This is a genomic window from Chitinophaga qingshengii (genome assembly GCF_014529935.1).
GTDB lineage: Bacteria > Bacteroidota > Bacteroidia > Chitinophagales > Chitinophagaceae > Chitinophaga > Chitinophaga qingshengii.
The window spans coordinates 315,758-338,811 of the sequence record NZ_JACVFC010000005.1 but is presented as its reverse complement, the minus strand read 5'-3'; the positions used below and the strand labels follow the sequence as shown (position 1 = coordinate 338,811).

The window sequence follows — 23,054 nt, the reverse complement described above, 5'->3', positions numbered from 1 at the left end:
TTCCTATTTTGTTATTTTTCTTAAAACGAATCTGAAAGGTCTTTGTAATTGTGTACCGAGGCCTTTCATCAACAGTTTCCCAATCCATCCCAGTGCCGTTAATTTGTCTTTCCGGGAATAGTTTGTTTGGTTCTCCAGCGCTTCCTGTACCATCGTAAAATTGTTACGGGAAAGCTGTTGTTGTATATCAAATGCAGCAGACCAGGCCTTATCGGCATCTTTTACCTTCAGCTCTTCCAATATCTTGTCAGCAAACCCTATAGAAAGTGAGTCCATAGGGATCATTCTATCTTCCAGCGACAGCCGGCGCATAAACTCGGTCACTTTATGATCATAAGGCACCGCATAAAAGCTGGTACCTATTGCTGCGGCGAAAACACACCCATGCAGTCGCATAGAGAACAAAAAATCTGCATTCCGCACTTCCTGCATAGCATCTTTCAGATCAGCAGGGATGTGTATACTGATTTTTCCCTGATGCCTGGGTTCGAATTTCATGATCAGTTGTTCATAAAATTTTTTATCCGGTCCCGATTCATATCCCAGCATCTTTATGTGTACGCCCTTTTCAATGAGTTTACTGCAAATAGCCACCAGTCCTTCTTCATCCAGGTCGGGCCATTTCCGGAACGCCAGCGCCACCACGGGAGCCTGTTTTGTCACCTGTTGAGCAGACACATGCTGTTTCACATTCAGTGAGGGTACTACATCAGCCGTTACCGTTATTTTATCAGCCTGCACGCCGCATTCGATCAATACTCTTTTACTTTTCTCGTCTCTTACCTGAACCTTTGCCATCCTGTTACAGGTAAAGCTGATCAGTTCTTTCAGCCATCCGTTTTTAACAGGCCCTACACCAATGCCTACGGTGATGACATTGCGGTTGTATAATATTCCAAGGCAAGCGGGAATAAGAAACGCGGGAATGGTTGTCCAGCTGTGTACATCCTGCAATATCCCTCCTCCTCCGATAACGATCAGGTCACTTTTTTTAACGCTGCCGATATGTTTGGATATCCGCAGCCAAAAGTCCTGCGAGGGGTAAAAACCTTTCACCGCCTTTGCGGCTGTAATACCTGTAAAGTTCCTGGTATAGGCTGGGTCACGGGTTACTATGCTGAATTTTGCATCCGGTAATTGTTCTTTTACACCTTCATACACTGCCAGGGAAACAGCTTCATCCCCTACATTCCCAGCGCCAAAAAAGCCAGTCAGCAGTATGTTATCCATGCTTTGTTTCTTCATCATTGTTATGTCTGTTCATTTCAGGTCCTGTAGAAGATTCAACAGGATTACCCCTCTATTTCAAAATATTTTACCCGCCCGCTCTGTTTCAGGTGCATGTAGATTTGCTGCTGTTGTTTCAATTGCTGATACGTTTCCTCATCTCTCATCTTAATCACTTTAGCAGGGTTTCCACCAACAACTGCCATGGGTGGAACATCCTTTGTAACAACTGCACCACCTCCCACGATAGCGCCTTCTCCTATGGTTACGCCCGGCACAATCATCACACTGCCTCCTATCCATACATTTTCTTTAATATGGACGGGTTTAAGAATCGTGGCACCATCATAGGGAATGGCCGTTGCGCCTTCATAGCGGTGATTTGCGGTATAAATACTGATATCCGGGCCAATGATTACACCGGAGCTGATATACAGGCCTCCCTGGCTGGATAACAATGCATTGGGACCTATATAGATATGGTCCCCGAAATGCACCCTATCGGGGAAAGTAGCTTTTATCCCGGGTGCGATCACCACATTTTTCCCCAGCTTAAAGGAAGAAAGCGGGGTATCATTAGCCCAACTATTGATTTTCTTTATAAGGGTTTTCAGTTTTCTGCTTAGGATACTCACTGTTATGATAATTATATGAATTGTTCAATGGCCGCCTCTTTATTAAGCATCCTGGCTATACGCTGACAAGCCTTACCATCTCCGTAAGGATTGATGGCCTGTGCCATCTGGTTATAAGCATCCTTGTTATCCAGCAGCGTACTCACCTCATCGTATATTTTGTTTTCATCCACGCCTACCAGTTTGACCGTACCGGCAGTTACCGCTTCCGGTCTTTCTGTCGTATTCCGCATCACCAGTACAGGCTTTCCGAGACCGGGCGCTTCTTCCTGAACCCCGCCGCTGTCTGTCAATATCAGGCTGCTTTTGTTCATCAGGTAAACAAAGGGCAGATAATCCAGCGGTGCTATGATATGTATGTTAGGCAATGCCGCTTCCCCGAGAATTTCATTCACCGGTTTGCGCACATTTGGATTAAGATGTACAGGGTAAACAAAATCGACTCCCGTATATTTTTCCGCCAGTTTTTTGATGGCCAGGCAGATGCTTCTAAAGCCATCGCCGAAGTTTTCGCGGCGATGCCCGGTGATGAGCACCAGCCGTCGTCCGTCGGTGTTGTTACCATTCCAGGCAGACAGCAAAGGCAAGGCAAGGCCATGCTGTACCAGCAATGCTTCTATGCCGGCTTGCACTTCCGTGTCGTTGTTGATTTTTTCCAGCACCAGGTGTAAAGCATCCAGTACGGTGTTGCCGGTAACGAATACCTGTTCGCTGCTAATGTTTTCATCCAGCAGGTTTTGCCGGGAAATTTTTGTTGGTGCGAAATGATAGGTAGCAATGCGTCCGGTGATACTACGGTTCATTTCTTCCGGCCATGGGCTATACATATTATGCGTTCTCAGTCCGGCTTCCACATGAGCCACCGGGATCTGTTTATAGAATGCGGCCATGGCGGCAGCAGTAGAAGTAGTGGTATCTCCGTGTACCAGTACGATATCAGGTTTCACGTTGTCCAGTACCTCCCGCATACCGGAGAGCACGCCCACCGTTACATCAAAAAGGTCCTGTCCCTGTTTCATGATCTTCAGATCATAATCAGGTTGTATGTCAAATATATTCAGCACCTGGTCGAGCATCTCCCGATGTTGTCCTGTTACACACACTTTCACGTCAAAGATCTCCGGATACTTTTCCAGTTCCTTAATCAGCGGGCACATTTTGATAGCCTCCGGGCGTGTACCAAATACTAATAATACTTTATTCATTTCTGTTGTCATGAGAATAGCTTTAATCAGATACCGATACGTCCGAGCCAGTTGTAGGTGAGCTGTAATCCTGCAGCTACGCTTACTTCCGGATCATAGCCAATGAGTTGCCGTGCTTTGGAAATATCGGCCAGGCTGTGTTTTACATCTCCTTTTCTTTCCGTTCCGTATTCAGGCGCGATATTGATTTTTGCGCACCCGCTCACCATCTGCCATAACTGGTTCAGCGTAGTCCTTTCACCAAAGGCGATATTGATGATCTCCGCCGTGTTGATGTTTTGCGCCAGTAATGCCTTAATGTTAGCCTGTACGGCATTTTCCACAAAAGTGAAGTCCCTGCTGGTTTCACCATCACCATTGATGACAGGCGCCTTTTTTTGCAAAGCGGCGTCTATAAACAATGGAATAACGGCGGCATACGCTCCCTTAGGGTTCTGGCGGGGGCCAAACACATTAAAGTATCTCAGTCCTACCGGATGAAAATCGTACACCCTGGAAAATACGGATGCATACAGTTCATTGACATATTTAGTCACCGCGTAGGGAGAAAGCGGATTACCAATGAGGTCTTCCACTTTGGGCAGGCCCGGATGGTCACCATAGGTGCTGGAGCTGGCGGCATATACCATACGTTTCACTTTGGCATCGCGGGCAGCCACCAGTATGTTCAGGAATCCCGAAATATTTACCTCGTTAGTGGTAACAGGATCATTGATAGAACGTGGTACGGAGCCCAGCGCAGCCTGATGTGTCACATAATCCATGCCTTCCAGTGCCTGACGGCATATGTCGGCATTACGGATATCTCCCTCCAACAGTTCAAAGGCCTTATTATCAAGAAAGGGTGCTATATTTTCTCTGGACCCGGTGGAGAAATTATCCAGCACACGCACTTTTGCGGCTCCATATTTAAGCAGGTATTCAACAATGTTGGAGCCAATAAACCCCGCGCCCCCTGTTACCAGAAAAGAGGACGCAGAAAGGTCTTGCGTATGGAAAGGTTTTTCGTACATAATTAGTTCGATATAGTATTTAGGTATGGGGGCTTACAGTCTTGCGTCTACCAGTTCTTTAGGCAGCATGCCTTTCACATCGTAGATCACCGCATTATCTTTACACATAGATTTAATGTTCAGGTCACTAAACTCATTATGCGCCACTGCCAGCAGTACAGCATCAAATTGTTTGTCTGCGCTGATAGACTTCACACAATCCCAGTTGTATTCATGTTTCACATGCGCAGGCTCCGCCCATGGGTCATAAATGGAAATATTCACATCGTAACCTTTCAGGGTGTTGAGGATATCTACCACTTTGGTATTGCGTACGTCCGGGCAGTTTTCTTTAAATGTCACACCCAATACGAGGATATTGGCTCCCTTTACCTGGACTTCTTTTTTAATCATCAGTCTCACCAGTTCATGTGCCACATAAGCGCCTATACCGTCATTTACGCGGCGGCCGGCCAGGATGATTTCGGGGTGATAACCTGCTTCCTGTGCTTTTTGGGCCAGGTAATAAGGATCAACACCTATACAGTGCCCTCCCACCAGGCCTGGCCTGAATTTCAGGAAATTCCATTTTGTACCGGCGGCAGCTAATACATCTGCCGTATCAATATCCAGGAGGTTAAATATTTTCGCCAGTTCATTTACGAAGGCAATATTGATATCACGTTGTGCATTCTCAATTACTTTCGCCGCTTCCGCCACTTTAATAGAGGCGGCCTTAAATGTACCGGCAACAATGATGGAGTTATACAGCTGATCAACCTTTTCCGCTATTTCGGGAGTAGAACCGGAAGTCACCTTTAATATTTTGGTAACCGTGTGTTCTTTATCACCCGGGTTAATACGTTCCGGAGAATAGCCTGCAAAAAAATCTGTATTAAATCGTAGTCCGGATATTTTCTCCAGCACGGGTACACATTCGTCTTCCGTTACACCAGGATACACAGTGGATTCATAGATGACGGTATCTCCTTTTTTCAGCACTTTACCCACCGTTTCGCTGGCTTTGTACAGGGGCGTAAGGTCCGGGCGATTATGTTTATCTACCGGTGTAGGTACTGTAACGATGTAGTAGTTCGCTGATTTAATAGCGTCCAGTTCATTGGTACAAAACAGTCCTGTAGCGGCTTCCGGATCAGCGGTGATTACTTTTTTCAGATCCTCTTCCGCCACTTCCAGTGTATGGTCTGCTCCACTCATTAATTCTGCGATCCTGGCTTTATTGATATCAAAGCCAAAAGTTTTATATTTTTTTGCGAATTCCACTGCTAAAGGCAATCCCACATAACCTAATCCAATTATTGCAATCCTAGTTTCCTGATTCATGTTAACTATTATTTTTCCAGATTTTTTTTCAGATAAAATATTATGATTTCCCTATCAATTTCCTAAAGCGTCCGGCGATGCCTTTTCGCTGTGTTTCAGCATACCCGTAACCGTAGCCATAGCCGTAACCGTAGCCGTAGCTGCGGCCCGCCTTCACGTCGTTTACGATCAGGTTGATCCTGGGCATTTTCCGCTGCGCGGCCAAATCGCCCGGAATTTGCAGCTGTTGCTTAAAAGTGGTGCCCTGGCGGACGAGGTAAAGTGTGGCATCGGCGAAACGCGCCAACAGTTGCGCATCTGTCACCAATCCTACCGGGGCGGTATCTACCACTATGTAATCAAACTTCGCTTTAAGTTTGGTGAACATTGTTTCCGTTTGTTCCAGCAGTAACAGTTCCGCAGGGTTTGGCGGTATAGGCCCCGAGGAAATAATACTGCAGTTCTCGTGTATGCCTGAAGGCCTGATAACTTCCTCCAGCATACTTTTGCCGATAGCGTAGGTACTAAACCCGATCATGTTATCTACAGCCAGTTTATCCGATAGTTTCGGCTTACGAAGGTCCATTTCCAGCAGTACCACTTTTTTACCGGAAAGCGCCAATACCGCCGCCAGATTTGCGGCTACGAAGGATTTCCCTTCCCCGCTCATACTGGAAGTGAGCAAAATTACTTTTTGCTGCGGGCCCGACAAGATAAACTGCAGGTTAGTACGCAGTGCCCTGAACTGTTCCGCCACCGGTGTTACATTATCCCGCTTCGCCACGATCAGTTCTTTGCTCGGCGTATGCCCGATTTCACCAATGATAGGCACTTTGGTAGCGCCGGTGATGTCTTTTTTATTGGTCACCCTGATATTCAGCAGTTCTTTTACATACAGCCCCAGCGAAGGTAATGCTACCCCCGCAATCATAGCCAGCAGGTATATTAAAAGGCGTTTGGGTTTAAAAGGAAGGGCATCGCTTTTCGCCGGATCGATGATCCTGGCTACGGCCAGATTAGACGATTTTGACAAAGCAGATTCCTCTCTTTTTTTCAGCAGGAACAGATAGAGTTCCTGTTTAATAGCCTGTTGCCTTGAAAAATCCAGGAAGAGACGTTCTTTGGCAGGCACCTGGGCTATCTTCTTATTCAGACTGCCGGAGCTGCGCTGCAGTTCGTCGATGCTGATCTGGATACTGCTTTTCAGTGAGCTGAGGCTCGTGATCAGGTCGCCACGCAGTCCCTGCAGCTGCTGATCAATATTTTTTATCAGCGGGTTACCTTCTGTAGTAGACAACAATTGCCTTTCTCTTTCCAGTTGCAGGGTATTATATCGTTCTACCAGCCCCAGGAAGGAAGGGTCCTGCACCACCAGGGAAGAAGGTACCACCCGTTTGTTGTTGGCCTCATCCTGCATATACTTCTGCATAGACTCCACAATGTTCAGCCTTACCTGTTGGTCCAGCAACTGCTTGGAAAAATCACCTGTGCTTGAAACCAATAACTTTGCCTGTTCTTCCAGGTCAGCCACCTGGTTGGACTGTTTAAACTGCTGTATATCTTTTTCAACGCCGGAAAGTTCTTTGGTCACGATCACGAGGCGGTTATCAATAAAGGCGATGGTGCTGTCTGCAATCCTGTTTTTATCCTCCACACTGGCCCTCATATATTCTTCTATCAGTTTGTTCAGCACCGCCTCTCCTCTTTCCGGTATACCGTCTGTGATAGTAAGATCTACTGTGCTCACCTGTTTGTTGGGCACGGCCATAGTTACCAGCGATCTGTATTTTCCCACCGCCTGGTCTACAGAAACCACTTTTACATAATATTCCGGATGCACGAATGCATACAGCGGATTGCGCTGAATGAACACAACACCTTCGGGCAAATGCAGCGTATCGTTCCAGGAGCCTTCCCTGGTGAGATTGGCACGGCTAAGAGAAAATTTCTTTTCGTTGAGCGGGCGAATAGTATAATTCATGGCAGCGAGACTATCGCTCATGCTGAGCCACTTAAATGAAAAAGGTATGTTCCGGTATTGCTCTGTTTTCTTCACCCGGCCATCCGCTACATACATTACATTCAACTGGAGCTCCTTTACCACGCTTTCCATAATAGAACGGGAGCTCAGTATTTCCACTTCATTGTCCACACTGCTTTTTGTATTGAACAGTTCCAGCTGGCTGAGAATTTCTTCCCCCGGCAGGTTTCCGCCTTTCTTATCATCCTGTACCAGTATTTTGGCACTGATCTTATAGCTTGGCGTGGAGTATCGCAGGTACAGCCAGGCAGCAGTGCCTGTCAAGAGAATGCTCAACAGAAAAATATACCAGTATGATCCCAATATATCCAGTATTTTTCTTAGATCAAGTACATTATCCGGCTGCGGAGCAACAGGCGTGTTACCGTTTAAAGAAAATGGATTATTTGAATTATTATTCTCGTACATGTAAGTGCTTTAAAAATTAAAACTTAACCCTCGTTAATATTACTACCAGCAACGTGATGGCAGATGTGATAATAGTAATATTCTTCAATCTCGATGCGTCGGTGGAAACAATCTTCGACTTATTCGGCTCAACATATACCACATCACCCTGTTGCAAATAATAATAGGGAGATGTAAACAGGTTTGTATTATTCAGATTAAACCGCACAAATTCTTTTTTTCCATCTTTATCCCTGATCAGTAATATATTTTCGCGTTTTCCATAAATAGTAAGATCACCCGCCATGCCGATAGCATCCAATAACGTCACTTTTTCATTGGGCATCACATAGGTTGACGGTCTTGCTACCTCACCCAGTACGGTGATTTTAAAGTTAACGAATCTTACATTAACTACAGGGTCTTTGTAAAACTGGGTGGCCTTTTCAGTCACCGCTAATCTTACCTCTTCTGTTGATTTACCTTTCACCTGCATTTTACCAATCAGTGGTAATACGATATTACCATCCTTATCAACCAGGTATCCGCTGATATTGGCCGGGCCTCCGGTAACGCCTGCGGAAGGCCATGATGGTGCATTCTGTTGATTTAACAACGCCGTTGCTCCCGGGTCCAGGGTTTGAATATTCACTTGCAGAATATCATCCACCTGTATCAGTGGTGTCTTATACAACGCCTGTTCTATTTCTTTGGATCCCAGGGAATCCGGGATATCCTTGAAATAAGTGATGTTTTTAGGGGCTGAACAGGCGAACAGGCACATACTGACGATACCGATCATCAGCCAGGGCCATCCGCGTTTTTTCATCATACAGAGCCGTGCTCTTTGTTCCCGGGTGAAAACCTTCATTTTTTTTGCTCAATTTTTAAGGCAATAAAGAGCCGTACCGGGCAATGATATGCCCTGGTAGTGTAACCTTTATTGCGGAATGATTACATTTTTATTTTGTCCTTATCCAATTCTTCGTAGGCCGAATTTTTACTGATAAATTCGGGCACCAGTTTTTTCATCAATGCTACGGTAGGCGTCAGATAATGCTGTTGTGCTGATTGAATCAGCTGTGTGACTTTTACATCTATATCCTCAAACGCGTAGCTACGCACTTTGGCGATCATTATTTTTTCGTGATAGGTAGGCAGTGTATTCTCTGCATTATTGAGTAACTCTTCGTACAGTTTTTCTCCTGGTCTCAGACCTGAATAAACGATCTGAATATCCCTTCCCGGTTCCTTTCCCGCCATACGTATCATTTTTCTGGCCAGGTCAGCTACCTTCATGGGCTTGCCCATATCAAATACAAATATCTCACCGCCTTGTCCCATAGCCCCTGCTTCCAGCACCAGCTGGCAGGCTTCCGGGATGGTCATAAAGTACCGGGTAATTTCCGGATGGGTAACCGTAAGCGGTCCACCGTTTTCCAATTGTTTTTTAAAGCGCGGTATCACAGAACCGTTAGACCCGAGTACATTCCCGAAGCGGGTAGTAATAAAACGGGTGGGCGGTAAACCAAATACCGGACCGGTTTTCTTAAACCGCTCATTAATGCTGTTATTAAATGATTGTGTGAAAATTTCAGCAATACGTTTGGAAGCGCCCATTACATTGGTAGGGTTCACTGCTTTATCAGTGGACACCATAACGAATTTCTCCACGCCGAATTCCACCGCCAGTTCCGCCATAACCTTGGTTCCCAACACATTATTCATGACCGCCACAGAAGGATTTTTTTCCATCATCGGCACATGTTTATATGCTGCTGCATGATATACGATAGCAGGTGCGTATACTTCAAACAGTTGCTGCATACGGGACCTGTCACATACATTCCCGATAAAAGGAATGATCGGAATATTGATACCCATTTCGGCCATTTCCAGTTCCAGCTCATGCAATGGGGATTCAGCCTTATCACAGAGGACAATAACAGCCGGTTGATAACGAATTACCTGGCGGACAATTTCGCTGCCGATGGAGCCAGCAGCGCCGGTTACCAGGATACTTTTGTCACGGATCTCTTCTTCCAGTTTTTCATTTTTAATATCGATGACAGATCTTTCCAGCAGATCTTCAATATTGATATCTTTCAACTGTATACCTTTATTTTGTGTACCATCTATCCATTGATTCACAGAGATAACCTTTTGTACTTTTATATTCAATGCTATACATTCTTCCACCAGTTCATTGAGATGCTGCGCATCCAGATGATCATCCGGTATCAGCAGCAGGGATACTTTTCCCTGTTTCAGCATCTTAATTAACTCTCCTTTACGGGAAGCGTATACCGGTAATCCTTCTATAGATTTGCCCGCATGGGCGTTGGTATCGGCAAGGAAAGCCACTATCCGCACATCCGCTTCCGGATTGTCATTGATAGCCTTACGTAGCATGATACTGGTGTGACCAGTATGATAGATAGCAGCCCTTGTTCTGCTGACCGCACGGAAATTCTTGTAGTATTTAAATACCCATTTCACCATAAGGCGATAGGATAACAAGAGGAAGGAGGAGATAAAAAATCCGATGAGGACTACTGACAATGGGAAAAAATTCACTTCACCATCCAGCACATGACTATAACCGATGGTAATAAATACACCACTGGCGATGATATTCATCCCTGCGATGTTGGCAATATCTGCCAGGCTGGTATGCCGGACAATACCACGATAGGTTCGCAATAGTAAAGACAATACCAGACTCACACCTAATACAATAAAGGAGATCTCTTGGAGCGGGTATGGAGTGAGGGCCTCCATATCAAAATTCAGCCTGAGTAGAAAGGCGAGATTGATGGCGATAACGGAACACCCAAGGTCAAGCAGTAGAATAAGCCATGACGGGGTAATCCATGATGATCTGTTCACCATAGGTTTCAATAATAGATACGGTTAAAAAATATTTGCTCGTCCAATCAGGTTAAGTAGCGCGAGGGTGGTTTTCATAGAAGCGCTTTACTCTCTGGTCAGATAGCTAAGGTTTGGTTCGCATTTTTTGGTTCTTCAAGTTATGCAAATTAAATACTAAATTTTGATATCTACTATTATCAAAAAGTAAAGTATCAAAAAAAGTTTTAAAATACATAGCTATAGCTCCAACTAATCCAATACTGACAAGAGTTTATAAAGGCAAGTATAAAAAACTCACCGACAGTAATACTATTCGTCCCCTGTGTTCGCATACAGGCATATTTGGACGACTAACATTACAGGCTATACTTAAGGCTACTTAGCAACAACAGCTGCTATAACCGGGACAGGACAAGCTGAATACTTTCGCACACGACTGAGTGTATGGTAGACAGTCATTCTCGACACTTAACTTCTTATGCGCTGGCAAACAAATTAATTGATACATGGTCTTTCAAATTTTTCCGGTTAACTATAGTTCGCAAATATGGTTAAAGTACGTTCGCTATATGGTTCTATAAATACGATGCTAAAGTTGTTTTTTTGCTGGCCAGTTGGAACAAACACCATACCAACTTCTATGCAAATGACGATTTTGTGGTAGTAAAACCATCATTTCATTCATAAAAGTAATTGATTTTTTGAACAAATCTACAGTTAAAATGAATTTAACCTAAAACAAACACGACCAGGCTCTTTGCCCCGTGGGCGCCTAATACAAGGGATTGCTCTATGTCAGCGGTTTTGGATGGGCCTGCAATAAAAACTCCGAAGCCCGTTTGGGGTGCACCCATTTTTTCATAGGCATCATGCATAGTTGCCAATATGCGTTCCCGTGGTAATATGATAGCAAGATGCTGGCAAATAAAAGGCAATACGCGTACGGCTATATCATTTTCCGTAAGCCAGATAGCGCCGTTCTCCGCTACGCCCCAGGTTCCGGTTACGACAGCCATATCTACATCTTCCAGCTGATGCGGATCATCGTTTACCCATTTGCGTTTATCATCAGCAAACACAACCCTTTGCAGATGCGGGTAATGTTCGGACAGCAAATCAGTTATCTGCGCCGTGTCGTTGATCTCAAACAGGCTTCCTCCCAGGCTTTCCAGCACCTTACGGTAGGCTTCCAGCGTGGCAGGCATATTTCCGGACAGCCCTTGCAAGGAGGGTAACATGGTTGCTTCCGGTTGATTCTTTTTCACGGCGGCCAATATCTGTTCTCTGCTACTCATATCAATATATTATATGGGGCTGTTTATTTTTTTGTTGATTGTTGTTCGGCATACCATTCGGAGAAAGATTGTTTGGGCGGCGCCGGCATCTCCCTTTGTTTGTACCAGGGATTAAAACGATTATTGACCATACCCGGGAAAGCCTTCAATACCCAGCGGCCCATTTTACCCGCCTTTTTATAGTTACCTGGTTTGGACAATACAGCGCTCATCACTTTCATACCGGCCGTTTTCATACCGCTGGTATGCCCTTCCTGTACCAGTACCTGCCGCCATTTGTATAACTGCTGATGAATATCAATTTTCACCGGGCATACATTGGAACAGGAGCCGCACAAGGTAGAAGCGAAAGGCAGGTCGGCATAATCCTTCATATCCAGGTTGGGAGCCAGGATAGCACCGATAGGACCGGCAACGGCCGTATGATAACTATGACCGCCACTACGACGGTACACAGGGCAGGTATTCATACATGCACCACAACGGATACACTTTAAGGAGTTCCGGAAATCTTCCCGGCCCAATTGGCGGGAACGGCCGTTATCCACGATAACGATATGCAACTCCTTCCCCGGCGCCGGTTTTCTGAAATGACTGGAATAGGTGGTAATAGGCTGTCCGGTAGCACTACGTGCCAGCAACCGCAGGAACACGCCCAGGTGCTTTCTTTCCGGAACAATCTTTTCCATGCCCATACAGGCGATATGCACATCCGCCAGATGCGCTCCCATATCCGCATTGCCTTCATTCGTGCATACCACCATCTCACCGGTTTCCGCTACCGCGAAATTAACGCCGGTAATAGCTGCTTTGGATTGCAGAAATTCCTGGCGCAGATGCTGGCGGGCAGCAGCCGTCAGGAACTGCGGGTCTGCATTACCAGCCGGGGTACCCAGGTGTTCATGGAATAACTCCCCTATCTCTTCCTTCTTCTTATGGATACAAGGCAGTACAATATGGCTGGGCGGTTCTTTTGCCAGCTGTACAATACGTTCACCCAGGTCGGTATCAATGACTTCAATGCCGTTGGCCTGTAAGTGCGGATTCAGGTGACATTCTTCCGTGAGCATGGACTTACTCTTCACCATCCGTTTCACCCCATGCCTTTGCAGAATCGTTGTTACAATGCGGTTATGTTCCGCAGCGTCAGCGGCCCAATGGACAACAGCCCCGTTCTGTAGCGCTTGCTGCTCAAACTGTATCAGGTAATCGTGCAGATTTCCCAACACGTTCAGTTTTATCTGTGAAGCGGTTTCCCGCAACAGTTCCCATTCGGGGATGCTCCATGCCTGGCGGTCACGTTTGGCTCTTACCCACCACAGGGTTTCATCGTGCCAGTTTACCCGGGGCTCATTTTCGTTGAACTTATCCGCCAGTGTAGCGTGATCAGTGGTTGGCCTGTTCATGGATCTGTTGATTAAGGATTTCAGCAATATGCATCACTTTCACCGGTTGATGCTGACGGCGGAGAACACCTTCCAGGTGCATCAGGCAACTAACATCTGTGCCGGTGATGACTTCTGCGCCGTGTTTAACGTGGTCGGCTATACGGTCTTTGCCCATTTTCACGGAAACGGCTTCTTCAGCCACACAGAAAGTGCCGCCAAAGCCGCAGCATTCGTCTTTGCGGTCCAGTTCTACCAGTTCCACACCGGCGACCATGCGCAACAGTTGTTCCGGTTTGGAGAAAGGCGATGCCACCAGCTCACTCATCTGCGCAAGGCCCAGACCGCGTTGACCGTGACAGCTCTGGTGTAATCCCACCTTACAGGGAAAACGTGCAGGCAAAGCCGTTACTTTTAATATATCCGTCAGAAATTCGGTGAGTTCATATATCCGTTGGCGTATGCCGGCAGCGGCCGGTTCATTCGCAGGATCATGGAGATGTTCTTTAATATGCAGCACACAACTGCCGGAAGGCGCCACAATATAATCGTAGGCCGCGAAATTGCGGACAAAGAGGCTATTGCACTGGTGTGTCAGATGCTCATAGCCGGAATTGGCCATCGGCTGGCCACAACAGGTTTGTCCCTGCGGGTATTCCACCTCACAGCCCAGTTTCTGCAATAGCTGCAGCGTGGCAATACCCACCTGCGGGTAAAACTGGTCAATATAGCACGGTATAAATAATCCTACTTTCACAGTGGAAGCGATTTTAATGGTCATTCCTAACCTTGCAAATTTAGCGGCAGCTATCGTAGTAATCCTACCTCTTTTTTACCGGTTACTGGCTTATTTTTCACTGTACCAAAATAAAAAGGCCGGACTGCATTTGCAACCCGGCCTGTCATGTATATGCGTTATCTGCTTTACGGTTGTACTTTAATCGTGGCTTTCAGACGCTGCGCATCTATGGAAGTTACTTTGATCACGCCTACTTTGCCGGCAGCATTTTTAAACAATACGACGCCTTTGTAGGTCGTGGTAAAAAAGCTGTTGTCTTCTTTTACCGGCAGGTCCTTCAACGCCGATTTATGTGATAACGTATCAAATTTTGCGGGATCATATACCGCTGCAGACGGCGTATTCATCACCTCTGTAATCCTGGCATTGTCGAAAGTAAGGCCGTTGGAAGCGGTAGCCGTAGGACTGCTGAAAAACAGCTGACCGGGGTCTACGCCGGCAAATATCACGTCGATGTTTTGGCCGTCCTTGGGCAGGTTACTGCGGCTGTAAAGTTTACCGTCTTTTGAGGAAAAGGCAATACCCAACGTTTGACTACTGCCCGTCACATCAAACTCGAGGTCTTTAAACACCGCCAGGGTGTCATCGGATACCACCACCGGTTTTTCCGGTTGGGGCACGTTATCATCATTGTTATTCTTGTCCTTTTTAGAACAGGCAGTCAGCATAGCGGTCAGGATGACCGTGCCCAGGATGAGTTTTTTCATAGGAATAATGGTTTTAGCAGGCTTTTCAGGTTCTCACAAAATAAAAAAACGGCTATATGCATAGCCGTTACAAATATAAAAATATTTTAATGATAAAATACGGATAATTTACCGGGAAAGCTGAAAGGCTTCTGCCAGCAGTTCATAAGACCGCAGCCTGTCCGCATGGTCCTGCGTGATAGTGGCGATCACCAGTTCATCTACCTGGTATTCCGCCGCCAGCTGTTCCAGGCGGGCTTTCACCTGCGTTGGGGTACCGGCAATACGGCGGCCGCTGTTGGCGCGTATGCGGGCCAGTTCTTCAGCGGTATATTCTATATCCTTTATTTCATCATAGGTAGGAAATACATCGTACTTCCCTTTTTCAAAGCTCAGCAGGCGATAATCCATCACCGCTTCGAGTTCTGCGGCCTTTTCTGCCGTATCAGCGCAGTAAACAAAGATGCCCACACTGGCCTGCGGCGCTGCCAGATGAGGCGAAGGACGGAACTGTTCGCGGTATTTGGCCACCGCCTGGGGGCCGCCTACCGGGTAGATAAAATGGGCAAAAGAGAGCGCTATCCCGAAATGCGCTGCCAGCAGGCCGCTTTCGCCGCTGGAGGTAAGCATCCACAGGTCGGGCGAGGAAGGTATGACCGGAATGGCCTTTACTTTTTCCTGCACGCTGCCTGGGGTGACTTTATCGGTCAGCCATGCCTGCAGGTCTACCACCTGTTGCACAAACTCCTTAGGATCGAAGGTATTGGAGGGATTGAGGATATGCGCCGTCATACGGTCACCGCCCGGAGCACGGCCGATACCGAGGTCGATACGGCCGGGGTACAAGGCTTCCAGCAAACGGAAATTCTCTGCCACTTTGAGGGTACTGTGGTTGGGCAGCATAACGCCGCCGGAACCGATGCGGATACGCTCTGTTTCAGCAGCCAGCCTGGCAATCAGTATCTCCGGAGAGGCACCTGCCAGGCTGTTCGTATTATGATGTTCTGATAACCAGTATCGGGTATAACCCAGTTTATCTGCCAGCCGGGCCAGCTGTACGCTTTCCTGCAAGGCTTCCATGGCATTGCTGCCGTTTCTGATCGGTGATTGGTCCAATACGCTTAGTTTCATCGTCTATCGGTTTAATCTTTCATAATCTGCTCTTCCTGTTGTTTTTTTAGAAACCATTGAACGGCCCGTATTTCAGCGAAGCTCACGGCAGGGCCTACCCGTTCTTTAATAGGACCGGCAGCGGTGGCGCCCAGCTCCCGGATATGCGATACAATCAGCTTCACCGTTGATTCCGGCACAAAGCGGTACAGATCCAGCTCTCCGGCTTCCACACATTGGGCCAGGTGGCTTTCTACCGTACTCACCGCCAGCTGCCGGGCGACAGCGATGTCAGGGATGTTTTTACCGCCCAGGTACAATTCCAGCGTCCCTCTGCGGCTACTTCCCTTTTCCACCTTGCCTTTGGCTTCCGGCTTACCGGCCTTCTTAGTTCCGGTGCTTTCCGCTTCCGTATCTCTTAATTTCGTATAGTCTTTGAGGTTTTTAGTAAAATTCAGGTCAGCATAAGACACTTCCCATACCTGCTGTAATTTATGCCAACAGTCTGCTTCCAGCGACATCAGCTGCAACAGGTATTTTTTTGACTTTTGTTTTTTTACCACCGCCACATGTTCCTGCAACGGCTGAATCAAATCTTCGTATATGCTTTTGGTAAAGTATCCCACGGCCTTGGTGACGCGCTCTTCCAGCTGATCTGTATCACCGGTTTGCACGGTGGTATCCAGCAACTGGTGCAGCTGTACCACAAAGCGGTTGGCCACTTCCTGCTGCTGTTCAGTTTTTGCGGTGAGTTGACGGCTGAGTTGCAGCGCTGCATCAATATCCGGTACTTTTTTGTCCTGTATCCATACCGCATGACTGCGGATATTGGCCTGCATCCGGTACCAGTCGAATAGTTGGAGCAGAGAGGTAGCCTGGAATTTTTTGCGTTCCATTTCCAGTAGTACTACCAGTTCGTTGGCTTCCACTTCTTTCTCCGCAAACTCAATCACCTGCTGGTCTGTTTTGATACTTCCGTAGGTAATGCGCGAATGCAGTACCAGCCCTTCCAGCGAGGTGCAACGGCTCAGTGCCACATATACCTGTCCGGGTGCAAAAGCATACCCCGCATCGATAATAGCCCGCTCAAAGGTAAGCCCCTGACTTTTGTGAATAGTGATCGCCCAGGCCAGCCGGATAGGAAACTGTGTGAAGCTGCCGATCTCTTCTTCTTCAATATTATTTTCTTCCTGGTTATAGGAGTAACGGATATTACGCCAGGTTTCTTTGCCCAGCTTCAGCTCTTCGTGAGAGCCTGCCAGCAGCAGGGTGATTTCTTCGTCGCTGATATCGGTGACCGTCGCCAGTTTACCGTTATAATAGCGGCGGGGCTGTGCCAGGTCATTTTTCAGGAACATCACCTGTGCGCCGATTTTCAGTTGCAGCACCAGTTCCGTAGGCAGGGCCTTGTCGCTGAAATCTCCTTCTATCTTGCCTTCGAAGCGGAAGAGTTTTCCCGGCATCTCTGCCAGTCGCCGTGCATTGATGTCATCTGCCTTTCTGTTATGGGTAGATAATACAATGTATTCCCCGTCTTCTCCTTTAAAATAAGGGTCGTAGCGGTCGTTGAGCAACATCAGGTCATCTTCTTCCACTTCGCTGTTGCGGATACGATTGAGCACATCGATGAACAGCTGTTCATTCTGCCGGTATATCTTTTTTAGTTCGATATACAAAGGCGGCGCCTGATCTATTACGCGGGCATCGAAGAAAAAGGAGCTGTTATAATATTCAGAGAGCAGCTGCCATTCCGAATCCGGCACGACGGGCGGCAGCTGATACAGATCGCCGATGAACAATACCTGTACGCCTCCAAAGGGCTGTAGCGGCTTGTTCCGGAAATGCCGGAGGATGGTATCGATGGCATCGAGCATATCGCAGCGCACCATACTCACCTCATCGATAATGAGGAGTTCCAGCTCCTGTAACAGTACTTTTTTATCGTTGGTAAAACGGATGTTACGGAACAGGCTATGTTTATCTGTACTGCTGATTCCATCCATGCCAAAACCACGTTTGCTGCCAGGGATAAAAGGTCCGAAAGGCAGTTGAAAAAACGAGTGCATGGTAACGCCGCCCGCGTTGATGGCCGCTACCCCGGTAGGCGCTACCACTACGGTATTTTTCTTCGTATGTTCTTTGATATATTTCAGGAACGTAGTCTTACCTGTACCGGCTTTACCGGTCAGGAACACGTGGCGGTTTGTCTGGTTAATGAAATCAGCCGCCAGGTGGAAGATAATATTTGAACTATCAGGTTGGGGCATGATATATAAAATTGAAACCGCAAATATAATTTATTTTCCGGTGTCCGGTGGTTTCCCGGGGGAAAGCGGGGCATAAAAAAACCGCCCCGGCTAAACGCCGGGGCGGTCCTTAACAAAACTATTATTCAATAAGTTATGCCAATCTTACGTTAACAGCATTCGGGCCTTTTCTGCCTTCTTCCACGTCGAATACTACGCGGTCATTTTCGCCGATGCTTTCTTTGATACCAGAAACGTGAACAAAAATTTCTTGTCCTGTTCCTTCGATTTTAATGAATCCAAAACCTTTAGCTTCATTAAAAAATTTTACTACACCTGTTTGCATTTTTATTATAATATTTAATTGTGAACGTGATCTCGCCATTTTCTCCGCAGGCGGCTACCTGGAGCAACTAGAAGAAGAAATGTAAGAAAAAAGCTGAATGTACCCGGAGATTACCAACAGAATTGAAATACAATATTCTTAAGAAGCGGAACGAAGATAATGGTTTACAACATACTAACCAAACTTTTTTGCCTGAAGCCTGAATGCAGTATTATTTATATATTTTTGATACCCATATGAAAAACACGGATACATGGCGTATTAAGGCCATTTTAACTGGCTCAGCCGGCAATCTTGTAGAGTGGTACGATTGGTATATTTACACCACTTTCTCTCTTTATTTTGCCCCGGTATTTTTTCCAAAAGGCAGCTACACGGCTCAATTGCTGAATACAGCGGCCATTTTTGCGGTAGGCTTCCTGATGCGGCCTATCGGAGGCTGGATGTTTGGCCGGATAGCGGACCAGAAAGGGCGTAAAACCGCCATGACACTGTCTGTGCTGCTGATGTCCCTGGGGTCGTTACTGATTGCATTCACGCCCTCCTATAACAGTATCGGGGTGGCCGCCCCCGCACTCCTGCTGATAGCCAGGCTGCTACAGGGCCTTAGCGTAGGCGGCGAATATGGTACCTCCGCGACCTACCTCAGCGAGGTAGCTACCGCCAGCCGCCGTGGCTTTTTCTCCAGCTTCCAGTATGTGACGCTGATCGGGGGCCAGCTGACCGCCCTGGGCGTACAAATGCTGCTGCAGCGGGTATTCCTCACGTCCGATCAGCTGCATGACTGGGGATGGCGTATTCCATTTATCATCGGGGCATTGCTGGCATTCGTGGCCCTTTACCTGCGTACCCACATGCAGGAGACAGGCTCTTTTGAGCAACACAAATCTTCCAAAAACAAGGGGTCGGTAAAAATCCTGTTCAAACAATACCCCAGAGCGGCGCTTACCGTGGTAGGCCTCACTATGGGTGGCACCCTGGCTTTTTATACCTACACCACCTATATGCAGAAATTCCTGGTCAATACCGTACACCTGACCATTGAAAGAGCGACCACCATTACTTTTTTCGTAATGATGATATATGCTTTTTTACAGCCTTTATTTGGCTGGTTGTCAGATTTGTACGGCAGAAAACCTTTATTGATTGGATTTGGCGTGCTGGGTACTGTCCTCACGGTGCCGATTCTCACGGCTATCAGTCACGCCTCCTCCGAATGGACGGCCTTCTGGCTGATCCTGGCGGCGCTGGTGATTGTAAGCGGCTATACATCTATTAATGCAGTGGTAAAAGCGGAGATGTTTCCGGCGGAAATACGGGCATTGGGCGTAGGATTCCCTTATGCTATCACGGTGGCGATCTTCGGCGGTACCGCCGAATCAATTGCGCTGTATTTCAAAAAAATCGGCCACGAACCATGGTTTTACTGGTACGTGACCGTTTGTATCTTTATTTCCCTGCTGGTATACATCGCGGTACGCGATACCAAACACACGTCTTATCTCGATAAAGACTTTACGGAACCATCGGCATAACCGATGATAACGCGGCTGGCGTAGTGAAGGAACAAGCCGTTCTCCACTACGCCGGGAATATCATTTAATTGCTGATGCAGCGCTACCGGATCTTTAATACGTTCATAGTGGCAATCCAGAATATAGTTACCATTATCGGTCACTACGGTGCGGCCGTTATTGGTACGTAATACCGGCATGGCATCCAGGGCTATCAGTCTTCTGAAGGTCAACTCCCAGGCAAAGGGAATAATTTCCACCGGCAGGGGAAAACGGCCCAGGTGCTTTACCAGCTTGGATTCGTCTGTTACCACAATCATCTCTGCGGAAGCAGCGGCTACAATCTTCTCCCGCAACAGCGCGCCACCACCACCTTTTATCAGCCGCAGGTGTTCATCTACCTCGTCGGCCCCGTCGATATCCAGGTCTATTTTTTCTACGTCACTAAATGGGATAATAGGTATTCCCTGTTTGCGGGCCAGTTGCTCCGACTGTTCGGAGGTAGCCACCGCCCGCAGTGGTATCCCGCTACTCACCATCTCGCCTATACGCATAATGGCGTAATAGGCGGTACTGCCTGTACCCAGACCGATAGTCATATTCGGTTTGATGAATTCGGTGGCCTTCTCGCCGGCGGCCTTTTTTGCCAGGTCCTGTTGTTGCATGCAACAAATATAAGGAATCAGAGGGAAGACAACACCTCGTCCAGATGGGTCAGCAAAGCATCGGTATTCGCCTTGTTAAACACCATCGGCGGCTTAATCTTCAGCACATTGTGCAACGGCCCGTCGGTGCTCAGCAGGAAACCGCGTTGTTTCATCGCTTCCACCACCACATCTATCTCCGGCACTGCCGGTTCCAGCGAGGTACGATCGCGCACCAACTCTGCTCCGATAAAGAAACCATGCCCCCGCACATCGCCGATGATGGCGTGTTTTTCTTTTAACCGGCGCAGGCCTTCCATAAAATAGTTGCCTGTTACCCGTGCATGTTCCTGTAAACCTTCTTCTTTGATCACCTGCAGCACAGCCAATCCCGTAGCCATAGACACAGGATTGCCGCCGAAGGTATTGAAGTACTCCAGGCCATTATTGAAGGCGTCTGCCACTGCGCGGGTAGTTACTACGGCGGCCAACGGGTGACCGTTACCAATAGGTTTCCCCAGTACCACAATGTCCGGCGTTACGTCCTGCAACTCGAAGCCCCAGAAAGCGTCGCCCACACGGCCAAAACCTACCTGTACCTCATCGGCGATACATACGCCGCCAGCTGCTTTTACCGCTGCGTACACCGCTTTCAGGTAACCCGGCGGCAGGGGTATTTGTCCGCCTACGCCCAGCAAAGTTTCGCAGATGAAAGCAGCCACTCCCCTGCCCTGCTCTTTCAAACCGGCAATAATACGGTCTACGTCCGCTGCATATTTTTCTCCTGCCTCCGGATCATCGGCGCGGTAAGGACCACGATACATATCCGGATTAAGCGCTTTATGGGTATGTTCCGGCTTACCGGACCCTCCTTTGCTGTCAAATTTATAGGGGCTCAATTCCATGGCCACGGTAGAAGTGCCATGGTAGGCATGGTCCAGTACAATCACATCTTTCTGCTTCGCGTAGTGGCGGCTCATACGAATAGCCAGGTCATTGGCTTCACTGCCGGAATTGGTGAAAAAACACACTTCCAGCGAAGGCGGCAAAGTAGCAATAAGCTGGTTGGCGTAATCCACCAGGTTATCGTGCAGATAGCGGGTATTGGTATTGAGTCGCGCAGCCTGTTGCTGCAGGGCTTTCACCACCACCGGGTGACAGTGACCTACGTGACAGGGATTGTTTACACAGTCAATAAACGTGCGGCCTTTGTCATCATAGAGATATTGCAGGGCACCACGGACGATCTTCAGCGGCTCTTTGTAACTGATGCTCAGGTTACGTCCGATATGTGCTTTGCGTTCTGCCAATAACGCTGTATAGTCGGCTGATTCGTTGATCACCGGTGTAAAGCCGCAGGCCGTGCGGAATGCCTGTTGCATCGCCAGCGGGTTGATCGTGATCAGGTGTGTCAACAACTTCCAGGCGCCATTCTCGGTAATAAAATGGAACTCGTTGTCGCTGCCTGCTGCGGCCTTTTCGGCGGAGGTAGTCACGCTGATGCATAAACGTGCAGCGACCAGGTAATACAACAGGTCCGTTTCCTCCGGCGTGAGCGGGTAGGCTTCGTGATAACCTTTCACCACGGCCACGGCGGCCTCCATTGGGTCTGCCGCTTCCAGCATGGCATAGGTACAGGCGATGGCCACATTGTTGACCAACTGTGTGTATACCATATCGCCGAAGTCTATCAGGCCGCTCACCGCGCCATGCTGTACAAGGATATTGTAATCGTTGGCGTCGTTATGTATATAGGCTTTGCGCAGGCGATGCCATACGGGCAGCACTTCTGTTTCAAACTGCAACAGGAAATAAGCCGCCAGTCTTTTTCTTTCGGGATCTTTGATGAAGGGCAGCTGGTCGCGGGCATCCAGGGTACGGGCCAGGTCCCAGCGGATATCGCGGTGCATCGCGGGATGAGCGAAGTTCTCCAGCGCTTTGTCCATTTTGCCGAGGTAGCTGCCCCAGGAGGCGTACAGCTCGCGTGTACCCTTTACCGTTACAACCGGCTGTCCATCCAGCCAGGTATACAAACGGATATAATACAATTCCTCCGGCGTAGCGATACGGGTGACCGGTTCGTTCTGAAGGTTACGCACTACCTGCTGGAAAAGGCCTTTGGTATCGCTTTGGGCCAGATGTTCCAGTATGCGGACCTGTGCATCGAGGAAGGCGGGTGATTGGGATTCGCCGGCGATCTTACAGATCCAGGCGTTGCCCTGTTCATCTTTCACATAAAAATTAGCTTCTTCATAACCTTCCAGCTCTTTTGCGGTAACGGTCAGGCCATAATGCTCTTTCAACAGGTTTACCACCCCGGTGGCAGAAAATGTATAAAACATAGCGTC

Annotated in this window: 18 protein-coding genes; 1 reads left to right on the top strand and 17 read right to left on the bottom strand. The window is 47.8% G+C overall.

The features are described 5' to 3' along the window. Positions 1-3: 3 nt before the first annotated feature. The 15 genes from ICL07_RS28400 to ICL07_RS28330 all read right to left on the bottom strand — a co-directional run bounded on the left by ICL07_RS28400 (position 4) and on the right by ICL07_RS28330 (position 18,548). Positions 4-1,248, bottom strand: a complete 1,245-nt coding sequence (locus tag ICL07_RS28400; protein WP_188091443.1) for a polysaccharide pyruvyl transferase family protein — start codon at positions 1,246-1,248, stop codon at positions 4-6. 44 nt (positions 1,249-1,292) lie between these two features. Beyond that, positions 1,293-1,862: an acyltransferase gene (locus tag ICL07_RS32650; RefSeq protein ID WP_343071129.1), complete on the bottom strand. Its 570-nt coding sequence runs from the start codon at positions 1,860-1,862 to the stop codon at positions 1,293-1,295. Positions 1,863-1,873: 11 nt separating this feature from the next. Continuing rightward, positions 1,874-3,079 carry a non-hydrolyzing UDP-N-acetylglucosamine 2-epimerase gene (gene wecB, locus ICL07_RS28390; protein WP_281389747.1) on the bottom strand — a complete coding sequence of 402 codons (1,206 nt, stop codon included), beginning with the start codon at positions 3,077-3,079 and terminating at the stop codon, positions 1,874-1,876. A gap of 14 nt (positions 3,080-3,093) precedes the next feature. After that, positions 3,094-4,080: an SDR family oxidoreductase gene (locus ICL07_RS28385; protein WP_188091442.1), complete on the bottom strand. Its 987-nt coding sequence runs from the start codon at positions 4,078-4,080 to the stop codon at positions 3,094-3,096. Between the two features lie 33 nt (positions 4,081-4,113). Next, the gene (locus ICL07_RS28380) at positions 4,114-5,403 is read right to left on the bottom strand and encodes a nucleotide sugar dehydrogenase (RefSeq protein WP_188091441.1); all 1,290 of its coding nucleotides are present in this window, start codon (positions 5,401-5,403) and stop codon (positions 4,114-4,116) included. 40 nt (positions 5,404-5,443) lie between these two features. Then, positions 5,444-7,831 (bottom strand): GumC family protein, encoded by a 2,388-nt coding sequence (locus ICL07_RS28375; RefSeq protein ID WP_188091440.1) that lies wholly within the window; start codon positions 7,829-7,831, stop codon positions 5,444-5,446. A 16-nt stretch (positions 7,832-7,847) separates the two neighbouring features. Beyond that, a complete protein-coding gene (locus tag ICL07_RS28370; RefSeq protein ID WP_246485195.1) occupies positions 7,848-8,681 on the bottom strand; it encodes a polysaccharide biosynthesis/export family protein in 834 nt (277 codons plus the stop codon). 83 nt (positions 8,682-8,764) lie between these two features. Next, positions 8,765-10,591, bottom strand: a complete 1,827-nt coding sequence (locus ICL07_RS28365) for a polysaccharide biosynthesis protein (protein WP_246485194.1) — start codon at positions 10,589-10,591, stop codon at positions 8,765-8,767. An 818-nt stretch (positions 10,592-11,409) separates the two neighbouring features. Next, positions 11,410-11,976, bottom strand: a complete 567-nt coding sequence (locus ICL07_RS28360) for a LutC/YkgG family protein (protein WP_188091439.1) — start codon at positions 11,974-11,976, stop codon at positions 11,410-11,412. 23 nt (positions 11,977-11,999) lie between these two features. Continuing rightward, positions 12,000-13,382: a lactate utilization protein B gene (locus tag ICL07_RS28355; protein ID WP_188091438.1), complete on the bottom strand. Its 1,383-nt coding sequence runs from the start codon at positions 13,380-13,382 to the stop codon at positions 12,000-12,002. Continuing rightward, a complete protein-coding gene (locus ICL07_RS28350; protein WP_223152129.1) occupies positions 13,363-14,142 on the bottom strand; it encodes a (Fe-S)-binding protein in 780 nt (259 codons plus the stop codon). Before ICL07_RS28350 ends, ICL07_RS28355 begins: the two co-directional genes overlap by 20 nt. Before the next feature lie 143 nt (positions 14,143-14,285). After that, positions 14,286-14,867: a hypothetical protein gene (locus ICL07_RS28345; protein ID WP_188091437.1), complete on the bottom strand. Its 582-nt coding sequence runs from the start codon at positions 14,865-14,867 to the stop codon at positions 14,286-14,288. Between the two features lie 108 nt (positions 14,868-14,975). Further along, on the bottom strand, positions 14,976-15,977 hold the full coding sequence (locus ICL07_RS28340) for an LLM class flavin-dependent oxidoreductase (protein ID WP_188091436.1): 1,002 nt from the start codon (positions 15,975-15,977) through the stop codon (positions 14,976-14,978). Positions 15,978-15,988: 11 nt separating this feature from the next. Next, a complete protein-coding gene (locus tag ICL07_RS28335) occupies positions 15,989-18,223 on the bottom strand; it encodes a helix-turn-helix domain-containing protein (RefSeq protein ID WP_188091435.1) in 2,235 nt (744 codons plus the stop codon). Positions 18,224-18,356: 133 nt separating this feature from the next. Further along, the gene (locus ICL07_RS28330) at positions 18,357-18,548 is read right to left on the bottom strand and encodes a cold-shock protein (RefSeq protein WP_078668260.1); all 192 of its coding nucleotides are present in this window, start codon (positions 18,546-18,548) and stop codon (positions 18,357-18,359) included. A gap of 236 nt (positions 18,549-18,784) precedes the next feature. Between ICL07_RS28330 and ICL07_RS28325 the strand changes: the two genes are divergently transcribed. Then, positions 18,785-20,083, top strand: coding sequence for an MFS transporter (locus tag ICL07_RS28325; protein WP_246485193.1), 1,299 nt, complete (start codon positions 18,785-18,787; stop codon positions 20,081-20,083). On the opposite strand, the gene rpiA is transcribed toward ICL07_RS28325, so the two are convergent. Together rpiA and ICL07_RS28315 are read right to left on the bottom strand one after the other, a co-directional pair. Next, the gene (gene rpiA / locus ICL07_RS28320) at positions 20,047-20,727 is read right to left on the bottom strand and encodes a ribose-5-phosphate isomerase RpiA (RefSeq protein ID WP_188091433.1); all 681 of its coding nucleotides are present in this window, start codon (positions 20,725-20,727) and stop codon (positions 20,047-20,049) included. The two genes, ICL07_RS28325 and rpiA, sit on opposite strands and share 37 nt — an antisense overlap. A gap of 17 nt (positions 20,728-20,744) precedes the next feature. Then, a complete protein-coding gene (locus tag ICL07_RS28315) occupies positions 20,745-23,048 on the bottom strand; it encodes an aminotransferase class III-fold pyridoxal phosphate-dependent enzyme (RefSeq protein ID WP_188091432.1) in 2,304 nt (767 codons plus the stop codon). Between the last annotated feature and the right edge of the window lie 6 nt (positions 23,049-23,054).

Bases quoted from the DNA above. Each gene is read 5' to 3' on its own strand.
- ICL07_RS28400 (WP_188091443.1), bottom strand. From the start codon at position 1,248: ATGATGAAGAAACAAAGCATGGATAACATACTGCTGACTGGCTTTTTT.
- wecB (WP_281389747.1), bottom strand. From the start codon at position 3,079: ATGACAACAGAAATGAATAAAGTATTATTAGTATTTGGTACACGCCCG.
- ICL07_RS28385 (WP_188091442.1), bottom strand. From the start codon at position 4,080: ATGTACGAAAAACCTTTCCATACGCAAGACCTTTCTGCGTCCTCTTTT.
- ICL07_RS28380 (WP_188091441.1), bottom strand. From the start codon at position 5,403: ATGAATCAGGAAACTAGGATTGCAATAATTGGATTAGGTTATGTGGGA.
- ICL07_RS28375 (WP_188091440.1), bottom strand. From the start codon at position 7,831: ATGTACGAGAATAATAATTCAAATAATCCATTTTCTTTAAACGGTAAC.
- ICL07_RS28370 (WP_246485195.1), bottom strand. From the start codon at position 8,681: ATGAAGGTTTTCACCCGGGAACAAAGAGCACGGCTCTGTATGATGAAA.
- ICL07_RS28365 (WP_246485194.1), bottom strand. From the start codon at position 10,591: ATGGAGGCCCTCACTCCATACCCGCTCCAAGAGATCTCCTTTATTGTA.
- ICL07_RS28360 (WP_188091439.1), bottom strand. From the start codon at position 11,976: ATGAGTAGCAGAGAACAGATATTGGCCGCCGTGAAAAAGAATCAACCG.
- ICL07_RS28355 (WP_188091438.1), bottom strand. From the start codon at position 13,382: ATGAACAGGCCAACCACTGATCACGCTACACTGGCGGATAAGTTCAAC.
- ICL07_RS28350 (WP_223152129.1), bottom strand. From the start codon at position 14,142: ATGACCATTAAAATCGCTTCCACTGTGAAAGTAGGATTATTTATACCG.
- ICL07_RS28345 (WP_188091437.1), bottom strand. From the start codon at position 14,867: ATGAAAAAACTCATCCTGGGCACGGTCATCCTGACCGCTATGCTGACT.
- ICL07_RS28340 (WP_188091436.1), bottom strand. From the start codon at position 15,977: ATGAAACTAAGCGTATTGGACCAATCACCGATCAGAAACGGCAGCAAT.
- ICL07_RS28335 (WP_188091435.1), bottom strand. From the start codon at position 18,223: ATGCCCCAACCTGATAGTTCAAATATTATCTTCCACCTGGCGGCTGAT.
- ICL07_RS28330 (WP_078668260.1), bottom strand. From the start codon at position 18,548: ATGCAAACAGGTGTAGTAAAATTTTTTAATGAAGCTAAAGGTTTTGGA.
- ICL07_RS28325 (WP_246485193.1), top strand. From the start codon at position 18,785: ATGAAAAACACGGATACATGGCGTATTAAGGCCATTTTAACTGGCTCA.
- rpiA (WP_188091433.1), bottom strand. From the start codon at position 20,727: ATGCAACAACAGGACCTGGCAAAAAAGGCCGCCGGCGAGAAGGCCACC.
- ICL07_RS28315 (WP_188091432.1), bottom strand. From the start codon at position 23,048: ATGTTTTATACATTTTCTGCCACCGGGGTGGTAAACCTGTTGAAAGAG.